The 13,577-nt window shown below is 72.2% G+C and carries 12 protein-coding genes; 6 read left to right on the forward strand and 6 right to left on the reverse strand.

Annotated elements, in window-relative coordinates; genetic code table 11:
• Positions 1-65 precede the first annotated feature (65 nt).
• Positions 66-803 carry a DUF5324 family protein gene (locus tag ACWDCZ_RS29110; protein WP_074001946.1) on the reverse strand — a complete coding sequence of 246 codons (738 nt, stop codon included), beginning with the start codon at positions 801-803 and terminating at the stop codon, positions 66-68.
• Between the two features lie 260 nt (positions 804-1,063).
• Between ACWDCZ_RS29110 and ACWDCZ_RS29115 the strand changes: the two genes are divergently transcribed.
• Entirely contained in the window at positions 1,064-1,957 is an 894-nt protein-coding gene (locus ACWDCZ_RS29115) for a rhomboid family intramembrane serine protease (protein WP_074001947.1), read from the forward strand.
• 347 nt (positions 1,958-2,304) lie between these two features.
• On the opposite strand, the gene crgA is transcribed toward ACWDCZ_RS29115, so the two are convergent.
• A complete protein-coding gene (gene crgA, locus ACWDCZ_RS29120) occupies positions 2,305-2,553 on the reverse strand; it encodes a cell division protein CrgA (protein WP_049656797.1) in 249 nt (82 codons plus the stop codon).
• A 169-nt stretch (positions 2,554-2,722) separates the two neighbouring features.
• On the opposite strand from crgA, the gene ACWDCZ_RS29125 reads away from it, so the two are divergent.
• From ACWDCZ_RS29125 to ACWDCZ_RS29145, 5 genes are all read left to right on the forward strand, one after another.
• Positions 2,723-3,487, forward strand: coding sequence for a DUF881 domain-containing protein (locus ACWDCZ_RS29125; protein ID WP_380745407.1), 765 nt, complete (start codon positions 2,723-2,725; stop codon positions 3,485-3,487).
• Positions 3,488-3,556: 69 nt separating this feature from the next.
• Complete coding sequence (locus tag ACWDCZ_RS29130) at positions 3,557-3,736, forward strand: hypothetical protein (RefSeq protein ID WP_049656795.1); 180 nt, start codon at positions 3,557-3,559, stop codon at positions 3,734-3,736.
• A gap of 55 nt (positions 3,737-3,791) precedes the next feature.
• Positions 3,792-4,457 (forward strand): aminodeoxychorismate/anthranilate synthase component II, encoded by a 666-nt coding sequence (locus tag ACWDCZ_RS29135; RefSeq protein WP_074002166.1) that lies wholly within the window; start codon positions 3,792-3,794, stop codon positions 4,455-4,457.
• 5 nt (positions 4,458-4,462) lie between these two features.
• Positions 4,463-5,557 (forward strand): class E sortase, encoded by a 1,095-nt coding sequence (locus ACWDCZ_RS29140; RefSeq protein WP_053112322.1) that lies wholly within the window; start codon positions 4,463-4,465, stop codon positions 5,555-5,557.
• A 37-nt stretch (positions 5,558-5,594) separates the two neighbouring features.
• A complete protein-coding gene (locus tag ACWDCZ_RS29145; RefSeq protein ID WP_074001949.1) occupies positions 5,595-6,437 on the forward strand; it encodes a class E sortase in 843 nt (280 codons plus the stop codon).
• A gap of 130 nt (positions 6,438-6,567) precedes the next feature.
• Here ACWDCZ_RS29145 and pknB read toward each other — a convergent pair whose 3' ends face one another.
• From pknB to ACWDCZ_RS29165, 4 genes are all read right to left on the reverse strand, one after another.
• Entirely contained in the window at positions 6,568-8,685 is a 2,118-nt protein-coding gene (pknB, locus tag ACWDCZ_RS29150) for a Stk1 family PASTA domain-containing Ser/Thr kinase (protein ID WP_074001950.1), read from the reverse strand.
• 260 nt (positions 8,686-8,945) lie between these two features.
• A complete protein-coding gene (locus ACWDCZ_RS29155) occupies positions 8,946-10,403 on the reverse strand; it encodes a peptidoglycan D,D-transpeptidase FtsI family protein (protein WP_049656873.1) in 1,458 nt (485 codons plus the stop codon).
• On the reverse strand, positions 10,400-11,803 hold the full coding sequence (locus tag ACWDCZ_RS29160) for an FtsW/RodA/SpoVE family cell cycle protein (RefSeq protein ID WP_049656877.1): 1,404 nt from the start codon (positions 11,801-11,803) through the stop codon (positions 10,400-10,402). The genes ACWDCZ_RS29155 and ACWDCZ_RS29160 overlap by 4 nt, the downstream gene beginning before the upstream one ends.
• Before the next feature lie 133 nt (positions 11,804-11,936).
• Complete coding sequence (locus tag ACWDCZ_RS29165; protein ID WP_074001952.1) at positions 11,937-13,556, reverse strand: PP2C family protein-serine/threonine phosphatase; 1,620 nt, start codon at positions 13,554-13,556, stop codon at positions 11,937-11,939.
• Positions 13,557-13,577 lie beyond the last annotated feature (21 nt).

A 13,577-nucleotide genomic window follows, 5' to 3' on the forward strand; every position in this document is an offset into this window, starting at 1 on the left:
GGCGGCGTCGGCCTCGGCCTGCTTGGTGGCGGCCGATCGGCGTTTCCGGGCGTTCGTCCGTACGGTCAGCGCGACCCGGGGCCGTCCTCGGCGGCGGGGCCGTCCTTCCCGGCGGTCGGGGACCCGTCCGTCGACTCGGCGACGGCCTCCGGGCCGGAGCCGTTCACCGGCGTGGAGGCGGCGTGCGCCCCGGCCGGCCGGGGCTCCTGCGGGGCCGGGGGCTCGACCAGCCACTCCGGGTTGCTGTGCCGGCGCCACCACTGCCAGGCCACGATGCCGCCGCCGATCGCCAGCAGGCCGGCCACGGCGAGGCCGGTGGCCAGCCGGTTGCACTGCTCCTTCCTGGCGTTCCGGGCGGCCAGCTCGCTGATCTCGGCCGAGCTGACGTTGCCCTGGAGGGCGGTCAGCGCGGCGGCGCCGCGGGCCTGGGCCTCGTGGGCGACCGGGCCGACGGTGGCGCGGGCCTCCTCGACCGCCTGGGCGACCCTGGGGCCGACGGTGGCGCGCGCCTGGTCCGCGGCCCGGGCGGCGGACAGGCGGGCCGCCAGAGCGGCCTCCTGGGCCCGGTGGAGGGCCTTCAGGGTGTTCTGCTGGGCCTCCGGCGGCAGGTTGGCGAAGGCCTGGCCGAACTGGGGGGCGAGGTGCCGGTCGTACTGGCAGCGGAGGTGGTGGGCGGCCTGTGCGGCCTTCGGACCGAAGGCGTCCAAGGCGGGGCCGAGGCGCTGCTTGGCGCCGTCCGCGAACTGTGCGGCGGTGTCCCGGGTCCTGGTGGCCGTCTCACGGGCCGAATCCGAAAAGCTCACGAGTCTCTCCTCCTGGGTGGTGTCCTTTATGCACATATCCACCTGAATGCTGATCATGCATGCTGATTTGTCCGGAGGCATGTCGGGGTGGGCCGTACGCGGGGCCCCTGCCGGGGCGGGCCGGACGGGGCGGGCGTGAGGACAGGGCCCCCGGCGGGGCGGAGAAAGCCGGGTCCGGCTGTGGGGGAGCCGGTCCGGGGGCGGGGGCGCGGCAGTAGGCTGGCGGTTTCGGAGGTCGTGTACGGGAAGGGGACCCGCTGATGCTCCCGGACGAGCCGAGGCCGTCGGTCGACCGGTCCCCGGAGGCCGGACCGCCCGACTGCTACCGGCACCCGCAGACCCCCACCGGGGTCTCCTGCACCCGCTGCGAGCGGCCGATCTGCCCGCAGTGCATGGTGACCGCCTCGGTGGGCTTCCAGTGCCCCGAGTGCGTCGGCAACGGCCACACCGGGTCGCGGCAGGCGACCACCCGGTTCGGCGGGGCCCTGGCCGCCGACGGCGGGCTGGTCACCCGGGTGCTGATCGGGCTCAACATCGTGGTCTGGGTGCTGGCCGCCTTCGTGCTCACCCCGCGGCTGGGCCAGACCTGGTCGCTGTTCAGCGCCGGGCGGGACATCCTCGGCGGCCCGGCGGGCATCGCCGACGGCCCGGACCAGTGGTACCGGCTGCTGACCGCCACCTTCCTGCACCTGGAGTGGTGGCACGTCGGGATGAACATGCTGGTGCTGTACTGGCTCGGCCCGTCGCTGGAGGAGGCGCTCGGCCGGCTCCGCTTCCTGGCCCTCTACCTGGTCTCCGGCCTGGGCGGCAGCACCTTCGCCTTCCTGGTGGCCGGCGGCTGGATGAACTCGGTGGGCGCCTCCGGGGCGGTCTTCGGGCTGATCGGCGCCACGATCGTGCTGCAGCTGCGGAACAGGGGCCCGCTCGGCCCGGCGATGGCGTTCCTGGTCTTCAACCTGGTGGTCACCTTCTCCCGCCCGGGCGTCGACTGGCGGGCGCACGTCGGCGGCCTGCTGCTCGGCTCGCTGACGGCGGTCGGCCTGATGTACGCCCCGCGCGAGCGCCGCGGCCTGGTGCAGGGGCTGACGGTGGCGGGCGCGGTGGCGGTCGAGGCGGGGATGCTGCTGGCCGGGACGGCCCTCTACGGGGCCTGACCCCTCGGACGTTTGTCCACAGCGGGTGCGGGGTTGTGCACAGGCTGTGCGACCACCCGGGTGCGGACTGGTGTTCTACGCGTGTCCTGCTGTGCGGTTATCCCGTTCCCGGGGAGTTGTGCACAGCTGTGGACGGGCCCGCCGGGGAAAGTTATCCACAGGCCCGGGGGACTTTTCCCCAGTGTGGATAACCATGTGGATAAGCCCGACAGTCCGATGGTGGGGATAACCGACCGGATTCCGGTGCGCTCCCGCCCGGCTCCGGGCACGCCTGACCGCCGCCCCGGGACGAGCGATCCGGAGCGGCGGGAAACGGCTCGAAGCCGAGCCTCAGGACGGGCGGAGCGTCACTTCCACTGGGTGGAGACGCCGAAGCCGGCGGCGATGAAGCCGAAGCCGACCAGGATGTTCCAGTTGCGCCAGCTCTCGACCGGGTAGGTGCCGCTGGTCACGTAGTAGGTGACGATCCACACCAGGCCGATCAGGAACAGCGCGAGCATCAGCGGCGCGACCCAACCACGGCCCGAACTGATCTTCACCGCGGCCGTGGTCGGCGGGGTGTAGTCGGACTTCTTGCGGAGTCGAGACTTCGGCACGAGGAGCTCTCCTGTCGATGCGCTGTGAGACCGCGCAGGGTGCAGCGGGTGGAATCGGCCGCGGTCGGCTGTGGAGAAACGTCCTGGGGACCGCTCCGCCACATGCCACCGGCGTCCGTTAGCGTAGTGGCTCGGCGGGTCTAGAGGAGATAAGGGTACGGTGACTAATTTGTCGATTCCCCCTGAGCCGGCCCGTACCCGCCGTTCCGGCACCCGAATTGTCGGACGTGCCCTGACCTGCGCCGTCTTCGCGCTCGCCGGACTGCTCTTCTACATCAGCGCGCAGACCGCCCGCGGCACCGACCTGCGGACCGACAACTCGTTGCTCAGCCTCGGCGACGTGGTCCGCCAGCGCAGCGCCCAGAACCAGCAGGCGCAGTCCCAGCTCGCCGACCTCCAGGCCCGCGCCCAGCAGCTCACCGAGCAGCAGGGCCACGACCCCGCCAACGCCGCGCAGCTGGGCGGCCTGCGCTCCGGCGCGGCCCTGGAGCCGCTCCAGGGCGGCGGCCTGACCGTCACCCTCAACGACGCCCCGCCGAACGCCACCGCGCGCATCCCGGGAGTGCCCGAGCCCGGCGTCAACGACCTGGTCATCCACCAGCAGGACATCCAGGCCGTCGTCAACGCGCTGTGGCGGGGCGGCGCCGAAGGGGTGCAGGTGATGGACCAGCGGCTGATCTCCACCAGCGCCGTCCGCTGCGTCGGCAACACCCTGCTGCTCCAGGGCCGGGTCTACTCCCCGCCGTACGTGGTCAGGGCGGTCGGGCGGACGGACACCCTGCGCTCGGCCGTCGAGGCGGACCCGACGGTCCGCAACTACCTCCAGTACGTCCAGGCGTACGGGCTGGGCTGGAAGGTCCAGGAGAGCGGCGAGCTGAGCCTGCCCGGCTACTCCGGCACCACCGAGCTGCGTTCGGCGGGCGGCCAGCAGTAGCGGACCGGCCCCGCGGGCGCGCACGGCGGGTCTACTCTTTAACCCAGTCCGCTACGTCGAGGGAGCACCATGTACGGCTGGATCTGGCGTCACCTCCCGGGGAACACCCTGGTCCGGGCCGTCATTTCGCTGCTCCTCGTGCTGGGGATCGTCTACCTCCTCTTCACCTACGTCTTCCCGTGGGCGGAACCGCTGCTCCCCTTCGGCGACGTCACAGTGGACGGCGGCGACGGCGCCGCGACCGGCTGAGCCGGCGGGCCCGGCACTCCCTTCCCGCACCGCACCCCACGGAGACCACGCGCGCATGACGACCCGGCCGACCACTCCGCCCCGCATCCTGGTGGTGGACAACTACGACAGCTTCGTCTTCAACCTGGTCCAGTACCTGTACCAGCTCGGCGCCACCTGCGAGGTGGTGCGCAACGACGAGGTGACCGTCGAGCACGCCGTCCGCCGCTCCGGCGACGAGGGCTTCGACGGGGTGCTGCTCTCCCCCGGGCCCGGCGCCCCGGAGGAGGCCGGGGTCTGCATCGAGATGGTGCACCACTGCGCGCGGATCGGGCTGCCGGTGTTCGGCGTCTGCCTGGGCCTCCAGTCGATCGCGGCCGCGTACGGCGCCGTGGTCGGCCGGGCGCCCGAGCTGCTGCACGGCAAGACCTCGCCGGTCGAGCACGAGGACGGCGGGGTGTTCGAGGGCCTGCCCTCGCCGCTGACCGCGACCCGCTACCACTCGCTCGCGGTCGAGCCGGCCACCGTGCCGGCCGAACTGGTGGTCACCGCGCGCACCGGGAGCGGCGTGATCATGGGGCTCAGGCATCGTGAACTGCCGGTCGAGGGCGTGCAGTTCCACCCCGAGTCGGTGCTCACCGAGGGCGGGCACCGGATGCTCGCCAACTGGCTCGCGGAGTGCGGCTTCCCGCAGGCGGTCGACCGGTCGGCCGGGCTCGCCCCGGTGATCGGCCGGGGCTGACCGGCGTGACCTCGCTGCGTCCGGAGGGGCGTTTCCAGCCGGAGGCGGACCCGTACGGCACCGCGCAGCAGTACGGCGGGCCCCGGTACCCGGGCCAGGACGACGGCACCGGCGGTGCGCCGTACCGGCAGGGGATCCCGGTGCAGACCGTGCCCGAGGACGCCTGGGGCGTGTACGAGCAGGCCCAGGAGCCCATCGTGGACGGGCCCGAGTACCCCTGGCTGCCCGACCAGACCCTCCAGTTGCGGCTGCCCCTGGACCTCGGCGCGCCGGCCGCCGAACCGGCCCCCACCGGTGGCCGGGCCGAGCGCCGCCGCGCCGCCCAGGGCCGCACCTCGCTGCGCTCCGGCAGCGGCCGGCGCCGGTCGAACGGCCGCGGCGCCGGGCGGGTGCGCCCCCGGGAGTCCGTGCTCGTGGTGGCCGCCCGGAGCGTCGGCGAGCTGTGCATCACGCTCGGCGTGGTGATGCTGCTCTTCGTCGCGTACCAGCTCTGGTGGACCAACGTGCAGGCCGACGCGGCCGCCGACGGGGCCCGCAACCAGCTGGAGCAGCAGTTCAACGCGGCCGTCGCGCCCGTCCAGCCGGGGCAGCCGGCCCCGGCGCCGGACAAGCCCGAGGTGTTCGAGCCCGGCAAGGGCTTCGCCATCATCTACCTGCCCAAGCTGGGGCTGAAGTTCCCGATCGCCGAGGGCACCTCCAAGTCGGGGGTGCTCGACAACGGCCTGGTCGGCCACTACACGGGAACCGGGATGCCGGGCGACAAGGCGGGCAACTTCGCGCTGGCCGCCCACCGCAACACCCACGGCGAGCCGTTCCGGTACATCAACCAGCTCGGCAAGGGCGACAAGATCGTGGTGGAGACCGCGGCCGGCTATTACACCTACGAGGTCACCGGGGGCATCCCGGAGACCTCCCCCAACAACGTGAGCGTGATCAAGCCGGTGCCGAACGGCGCGGGGTACGCCGGTCCGGGCCGCTACATCACCCTGACCACCTGCACGCCGGAGTTCACCTCCAAGTTCCGCCTCATCGTCTTTGGCAAGATGATCGAGGAACGGCCGCGTGCCCAGGGCAAGCCGGCCGCGATCACGGGCGGGTAGCCGCCCGGCCGCCCGGCCCGGAGGGGGAGCACCGCAGATGCAGGACGAGAGCGCGCGATCGGCCGAACCGGCGCAGGAGGCCTTCGCCCCGCCCGAGCCGCGGGCCGGGCGGGGCCGGAGCCGGGCGCTGGCCGCGCTCGGGGTCTTCGGCGAGCTGCTGATCACCATGGGCCTGGTGCTCGGCCTGTTCGTGGGCTACTCGCTCTGGTGGACCAACGTGCAGGCGGACCGCTCGGCCTCGGCGGCCGCCGACCGGCTGCGCGGCAGCTGGGCCGCGGGCCCGCGCCCCGGCCCCGGGGCGACGCCCGGCGCCGCCCCGGCCCCCGGCGCGTCCGCTGCTCCCGGCGCCCCCGGTGCCGAGCCCGGGTCCGTGCCGAAGCAGTTCGCGGCCGGGGACGACGTCGGCTTCCTGCACGTCCCGGCGATGGGCCGGGACTACCAGGTGCTGATCCGGATGGGCACCTCCACCGAGGTCCTGGACGACGGCGTCGCGGGCGTCTACGAGCAGCCGTACCGGGCCGCGATGCCGTGGGACCAGCAGGGCAACTTCGCGCTGGCCGCCCACCGGGACGGCCACGGCGCCAAGTTCCACGACCTGGACGCCGTCCACCGGGGCGACGCCGTCGTGGTCGAGACCCGGGACAAGTGGTACGTCTACAAGGTCGACAGCACCCTGGCGGAGACGTCCAAGTACGACACCGGCATCGTGGCGCCCGTCCCGGCCCGCTCCGGCTACGAGGGCCCCGGCCGCTACATCACCCTGACCACGTGCACGCCGGTGTACACCTCGCGCTACCGGATGGCCGTCTGGGGGAGCCTGGTGCGGGTGGACGACATGGACGCCAAGCGCACCCCGCCGCCGGAGCTGCGGCACTCCTGAAGCCGCCCACGGGCCTCCTGGAGCCCGTACGGAACGCCCGAGGGCCCGCCGCGTTCGTCGCGGCGGGCCCTCGGGCGTGCTCCGTGCTGCTCGTTCCCCGGCTCAGCCGAACCAGGGGAATACCGGAGGCCTAGTGGTCCCCTTTGGGGGGTGTGGTGGTGGGGTCGCTCCCTTTCGGGGGCTCGGCCGCCTTGGTGTAGAGCTGGATCTGGGTGTTCGGGTCGACCTGGGTGCCGGCCGGCGGGTTGCTCTGGAGGATCGTCGCGTTCGGGTCCGGGGGACCGCTGACCACGACGTAGGTCAGGCCGAGCGCCTTCAGCTGGTCCGCGGCGGCGCCCAGCTTGACGTTCGCCAGCGGCGGGACCTGGGGCTTGTCCTGCGCCTTGAAGATCGTCAGCGAGATCTTGCTGTTGGCCGGGGCCTTGGTGTTGGCCGGGATCGACTGCGAGGCGACGGTGTTGACCTTGCTCGGGTCGGGGGCCGGCGCGGTCTTCGAGACGTCCACCTGGAAGCCGAGGCCCTGGAGGGTCGCCTGCGCGTCCTCCTTCTGGGCCCCGGCCACGTTCGGGACGGTCACCTTGGCCTTGCCCTGCGACACGGTCAGCTTGATCGGGGCGCTCGGGTCGACGGCCGCGTTGGGCGCCGGGTCCTGGGCGGTGACGGTGTCCTGCGCGGCGGTGTCGTCGTCCTTGTACTCGGTGGTCACGTTGGTGAAGCCGAGGTCGGCGAGCGCCTTGGTGGCCTGGTCCTTGGGCTTGCCGACCACACCGGGGACCTGCGCCTTGGCCGGGCCCGAGGAGACCTGCACCGTGATGGTGGAGGTCTCGGCGACCTGGGTGCCGGACTGCGGGGTCTGGGTGCAGACCTGGTCCTTCTTGATGTTGGTGTCCGGGCAGGCGATCTTGTCGCCCTCGGTCACCACGAGCTTGGCACCGGCTGCGGCGGCGGCCGTCTTGGCCTCCGCCAGGGTCTTGCCGACCAGGTTCGGAGCGGTGACCTTCGCGGTCTCCTTGGTGCCCTTGTCGGCGAACATCGCCTGGGCGACGAAGAAGGTGCCGACCAGGACCAGCACGGCGGCCACCGCCAGCACGATCCAGGAGGTGTTGCTCTTCTTCGGCGGGTCCTCGCCCCGCCGGCCGCCGCCGCGGCCGTAGCCGTCGTCGTAGCCGTCGTTGCCGCCCGCCTGGCCGGCGTAGGTCTGGCCGTAGCCGTCGTCCTGGTAGCCGCCCTGCTGCCCGTAGCCGGGCTGCCCGGAGGCCTGCGGCAGGACGGTGGTCGGGCCGCCGGGCTGCTGCGGCAGCACGTTGGTCTGGCCGTACGGGTCGTGCTGCTGCGGGTAGCCGTTCTGGTCGTAGCCGTAGCCGCCCGGGCCCATGCCGTACGCGGCCTGCTGGGCGGCGGCCACCGGCAGGCCGTCGAGGAAGCGCTCGATGTCGTCGCGCATCTCGTCGGCGCTCTGGTAGCGGTAGTCGCGGTCCTTGGCGAGCGCCTTCAGCACGATCGCGTCGACCTCGGGGCGCACCTCGGGGTCGAAGACCGACGGCGGCTGCGGCTCCTCCCGGACGTGCTGGTAGGCCACCGCGACGGGCGAGTCGCCGACGAACGGCGGGCGCACGGTCAGCAGCTCGTAGAGCAGGCAGCCGGTGGAGTAGAGGTCGGAGCGGGCGTCGACCTGCTCGCCCTTGGCCTGCTCGGGGGAGAGGTACTGGGCGGTGCCGATGACGGCCGAGGTCTGCGTCATGGTCATCCCGGCGTCACCCATCGCACGGGCGATGCCGAAGTCCATGACCTTGACGTTGCCCTGCCGGGTCAGCATCACGTTGGCCGGCTTGATGTCGCGGTGCACGATGCCGGCCCGGTGCGAGTACTCCAGGGCCTGGAGGATGCCGATGGTCATCTCCAGCGCCCGCTCGGGCAGCAGCCGGCGGCCGGAGTGCAGCAGCTCGCGCAGCGTGGACCCCTCGACGTACTCCATCACGATGTACGGGATGGAGATGCCGTCGATGTAGTCCTCGCCGGTGTCGTACACGGCGACGATGGCGGGGTGGTTCAGGGACGCCGCCGACTGCGCCTCGCGGCGGAACCGGGCCTGGAACGACGGATCCCGGGCCATGTCGGCCCGGAGCGTCTTCACAGCGACGGAGCGGCCGAGTCGGGTGTCATGGGCGAGGTACACCTCGGCCATGCCGCCGCGTCCGAGGACGCCGCCGAGCTCGTACCTGCCGCCGAGGCGACGAGGCTCTTCCATAGTTCCGACCCTCTCCCTCACCCGCCGGTGAGGTTGTGACGTAGGTGTCCCCGCACGCTCTGGGTGACGCCGCGCGGTCCGCGACCGGTTCTCCGGCCGGGCCGTGCGGTGCCTCGCGGGCGGCAACGGGCACACCCGCTGCTGGCGGATACGCTACCGGTCGGACCGCAGCGGACCGGAGTCAGCCGTCGGCCGATACCAGACCGGTATCCGGACGGGGCTGCCCATCGTGACATTCCCCTCACCCCGGACCCGCGCTCCTACTTGCCGAGTGCGGCCTGCATCACCGCCTTGGCGATCGGGGCGGCGAGGCGGCCGCCGCTGATGCCGTCGCGGTTCTGGGAGCCGTCCTCGACCACCACCGCGACCGCGACCGACTGGCCGTCCGGGGTCTTCGCCCAGGAGGTGAACCAGGCGAACGGGAGCCCGGCGTTGTCCTCGCCGTGCTGCGCGGTGCCGGTCTTGCCGCCGACCTGCAGGCCGGGGATCTTGGCGTTGGTGCCGGTGCCGTTCTCGACCACCGAGACCATCAGGTCCTGCATCTTCTGCGCGGTGGCCGGGCTCATCGCCTGGGAGAACTGCTTCTCGGTGTGCTTGGAGACGGTGGTCAGCGTGGCCGAGCGCTCCTGGTCGACCAGGTACGGCTGCATCAGGCTGCCGTTGTTGGCGATCGCGGCGGAGACCATGGCCATCTGGAGCGGGGTGGCGCGGGTGTCGTGCTGGCCGATCGAGTCCTGGGCGGTGCCGTCCGGGCTCGAGCTGTCCGGGAAGACGCTCTTCTCGGAGCGGACCGGGGTGTCGATCGTGCTGTTGAAGCCGAACTTCTCGGCCTGCGCCCGCATCCGCTCCTTGCCCAGGTCCGCGCCCATCTTGGCGAAGACCGTGTTGCAGGACTGGTCCATCCCGGACTTGACGGTGGCGTTCTCGCAGCGCTCGTTCGGGCTCTCGTTCTTCAGCTGGGTGGTCGTGCCGGGCAGGACCCACGGGTCCGGGGTGTCCGTGGCGTCGTCGATGCTCTGGTAGCGGCCGTTCTCGAACGCCGCGGTCGCGGTGACCAGCTTGAAGGTCGAGCCGGGCGGATAGGTCTCCTTCAGCGCCCGGTTGAGCATCGGCTTGTTCGGGTCCGCGTTGAGGTCCGTCCAGGCCTTGGTGTCGGCGGCCTCGCCGCCGGCGAAGGTGCCGGGGTCGTAGGACGGGGTGGAGACCAGGCCCAGGATCGCGCCGGTCTTCGGGTCGAGGGCGACCACCGCGCCCTTCTTGTTGCCCATCGCGTCGAAGGCGGCCTTCTGCACCTTGGCGTTGATGGTGGTGACGACGTCGCCGCCGCGCTTCTGCTCGCCCGTCAGCATGTCCAGGGTGTTGCGGAAGAACAGCCGGTCGTCGGTGCCGGAGAGGATGCCGTCCTCCAGGTTCTCCAGCTGGCTGGAGCCGTAGGCCTGGGAGGAGTAGCCGGTCACCGGGGCGTACATCGGGCCGTCGACCCAGGAGCGCTTGTACTTGTAGCGCAGGCCGTTGACGAAGTCGGACTTCGTGACCGGCTGGCCGCTGACGATGATGTTGCCGCGCGGGTGGGCGTACCGGTCGTACAGCTGGCGCTTGTTGTTCTTGTTGGTGGCCCAGGAATCGGCCTGGACGCCCTGCACCCAGTTGGTGCGCACCATCAGGGCCAGGATCAGGACGAGGCAGAAGATCGAGACCCGGCGGATCGGCTTGTTCATCGGGCTGGTCCCTCCTGGCCCTCGGTGGGCGGGGCCGGTTCGGCCCCCGGTCGGCGGGCGCTGTCGCTGATCTTCAGCAGGATCGCGACCAGCGCCCAGTTGGCGACCACGGACGAACCGCCCTGCGCGAGGAACGGCATGGTCATACCGGTGAGCGGGATCAGCCCGGTGACACCGCCGGCCACGACGAACACCTGGATCGCCATCGCCGAGGAGAGGCCGACGGCGAACAGCTTGCCGAACGGGTCGCGGGCGGCGAGCGCGGTGCGCAGGCCGCGCTGCACCAGCAGGGCGTACAGCAGGAAGATCGCCATCAGGCCGGTCAGCCCGAGCTCCTCGCCGAACGAGCCCAGGATGAAGTCGCTCTTGGCGGCGAAGGCGATCAGCCAGGAGCGGCCCTGGCCCAGGCCGGAGCCGGTGACCCCACCGGAGCCGAGCGCCATCAGCGACTGGCCGATCTGCTCGGTGGCGCCCTTCGGCGGGTTGGCGCCGAAGGCGGCCATCGGGTCGAGCCAGGCGTCGATGCGGACCTTCACGTGGCTCGCGGTCGAGGCGACCGCGACCGCGCCGCCGACCGACATCAGCAGGCCGAACAGGATCCAGCTGGTCCGCTCGGTGGCGACGTAGAGCATCACCACGAACAGGCCGAAGAACAGGAAGGACGTGCCCAGGTCGTTCTCGAAGATCAGGATCAGCAGGCTGAGCAGCCAGATCACGATGATCGGGCCGAGGTCGCGGCCGCGCGGCAGGTACAGGCCCATGAACCGGCGGCTGGCCAGCGCCAGGGCGTCCCGCTTGACCATCAGGTAGCCGGCGAAGAACACGGTCAGGACGATCTTGGCGAACTCGCCCGGCTGGATGGAGAAGCTGCCCATCCGGATCCAGATCTTGGCGCCGAAGTCCTCCGCCCGGGACGGGAAGAAGGCCGGCGCCGCGAGCAGGACCAGGGCCACCACCATCGAGATGTAGGTGTAGCGCTGGAGCACCCGGTGGTCCTTCAGCAGCACCATCACCCCGATGAAGCCGGCGATCCCGAGGGCCGACCACATCAGCTGGTTCTCGGCCGCCGGGTAGTTGCCCCGGAGCAGCTTGCCCGCCTTGTCCAGCCGCCAGATCATCACCACCCCGAGGCCGTTGAGCAGGGTGGCGATCGGCAGCATCAGCGGGTCCGCGTACGGCGCGAAGCGGCGCACCAGCAGGTGCGCGACCAGTGCCAGGGCGCCCATGCCGAGCCCGTAGCCGAGCATGCCCGCGGGCAGCTTGGCGTCCATCGCGAGGCCGACGTTGGCGTACGCGAGGACCGGCAGCAGCACCGCGAAGACCAGCAGGGCCAGCTCGGTGTTGCGCCGGTTCGGCGCCTCCTGCGGGGAGATCGTGGTGTTGCCCCGCCGACGGGGGATCGTGCGTTCGGCCGCCGCCCGGCGTCGGCCGGACCGGGTGGTTTCCTGGCTCAGGTCGTAGCTGCTCACGTGGTGACCGCTCCCTGACGGCCGGCAAACCCGCTCGGGGCGGTCCTATGTCGGATCACGGACGTCACTGCTTCGGGCAGGAGTTGGCCCGGCTGAGTTCCTCTTCGGTCAGTGGGGGGGCCTGGTCGCCCTGCGCGCCGGTGGCCGGAGGGGTCGCGTTCGGCGCCGGGGCGGGTGCCGTCGGGGCGGTCGGCGAGGCCGGGGGCGCGGTGGTCGGCGTGGTGGCGGCCGGACCGCGGTTCTTCTCGGTCGGGGTGGGCGTGCTGGCCAGGTACGCGGCCTGCGTCGCCTGGGTGGCGGGCGGTACGGCCGGGGCGGTCGCCTTGGCGGCCTTCTGGCAGAGCTGGACCCAGCCGTCGAGCTCGTTGACCGTCGACTGGGCGTCCTTCATGCTGCCGACCGAGATGGTCTTCTTCACGTGGACCTGCTGGTCCTCGGGCAGCCACTTCAGCTGGATCCTGCTGTACGAGGAGTGCACCGAGGACAGGCTCACCCCGGCCAGGTTCTGGTTGATGCCCTGGTAGATCGCGACGTGGTCGTCCTGGGTGCCGACGTAGTACTGGTCCTGGGTCCACTGGTAGCCGAAGTAGCCGGCGCCGCCGAGCAGGCCCAGCGTGACCAGGGCGGCCAGCGAGACCGTCAGGCCCTTGCGCTTGCGCCTCGAGGGCCGCTCCTCGTCGAAGTCCTCGGTGCCGTACACCGAGGGCTCGCCGGAGCCGGGGCCGTACTCGCCCTCGTAGCCCTCGGCGGGACCGAAACCGTTCTGCGCGGGGCCGAAGCCCTCCGCGTAGCCCTCGGCCGGGCCGAAGGCGCCCTGCGGGCCGCGGCCGAGGCCGGCGGCGCGGCCGGCCGGGGTGTCCGCGATCGAGCGGTCGGCGGCGGCCGAGGACGGCGGGGCGTCGGCGACCGCGCCGACCACCACCGGGACGTCGTTGAACTGGCCGCTCATGGTGTCCGTGGCGCCGACGTCGATGACGTCCGCCACGATGCAGGTGATGTTGTCCGGACCGCCGCCGCGCAGCGCGAGCTGGATCAGCTCCTGCACGGTCTGCTCGGGCGCGTAGTAGCTGCCGAGGGTGTCCTGGAGGGTCTGGTGGCTGACCGGGCCGGAGAGGCCGTCGGAGCAGATCAGGTAGCGGTCGCCAGCCCGGACCTCGCGGATCGACAGGTCGGGCTCGACCTGGCCGCGGCCGTCCAGCGCCCGCATCAGCAGCGAGCGCTGCGGGTGGGTCTCGGCCTCCTCGGGCGTGATCCGGCCCTCGTCGACCAGGCGCTGCACCCAGGTGTGGTCCTGGGTGATCTGCACCAGGGAACCGTCGCGCAGCAGGTAGGCGCGGGAGTCGCCGACGTGCACCATGCCCATCCGCTGGCCCGTCCACAGCATGGCGGTGAGCGTGCAGCCCATGCCCTCCAGCTGCGGGTCCTCCTCGACCATCTGCCGGAGCCGGTCGTTGGCGCCCTGGACGGCGTCGCCCAGCAGGGTCAGCAGGTCGGGGCCGGGCACGTCCTCGTCCAGCCGGACGATCGAGCCGAGCACCTCGGAGGAAGCGACCTCGCCGGCCGCGGCGCCGCCCATGCCGTCGGCCACGGCCAGCAGCCGCGGCCCGGCGTAGCCGGAGTCCTCGTTCCCCTCCCGGATCAGTCCCTTGTGGGAGCCGGCGGCGAAGCGCAGCACCAGGGTCATGCGACCTGTGCCCCCCTCTGG

It is taken from the genome of Kitasatospora sp. NPDC001225 (assembly GCF_053597855.1).

Bases quoted from the DNA above. Each gene is read 5' to 3' on its own strand.
- ACWDCZ_RS29115 (WP_074001947.1), top strand. From the start codon at position 1,064: ATGCTCCCGGACGAGCCGAGGCCGTCGGTCGACCGGTCCCCGGAGGCC.
- ACWDCZ_RS29130 (WP_049656795.1), top strand. From the start codon at position 3,557: ATGTACGGCTGGATCTGGCGTCACCTCCCGGGGAACACCCTGGTCCGG.
- ACWDCZ_RS29135 (WP_074002166.1), top strand. From the start codon at position 3,792: ATGACGACCCGGCCGACCACTCCGCCCCGCATCCTGGTGGTGGACAAC.
- ACWDCZ_RS29145 (WP_074001949.1), top strand. From the start codon at position 5,595: ATGCAGGACGAGAGCGCGCGATCGGCCGAACCGGCGCAGGAGGCCTTC.
- pknB (WP_074001950.1), bottom strand. From the start codon at position 8,685: ATGGAAGAGCCTCGTCGCCTCGGCGGCAGGTACGAGCTCGGCGGCGTC.
- ACWDCZ_RS29155 (WP_049656873.1), bottom strand. From the start codon at position 10,403: ATGAACAAGCCGATCCGCCGGGTCTCGATCTTCTGCCTCGTCCTGATC.
- ACWDCZ_RS29165 (WP_074001952.1), bottom strand. From the start codon at position 13,556: ATGACCCTGGTGCTGCGCTTCGCCGCCGGCTCCCACAAGGGACTGATC.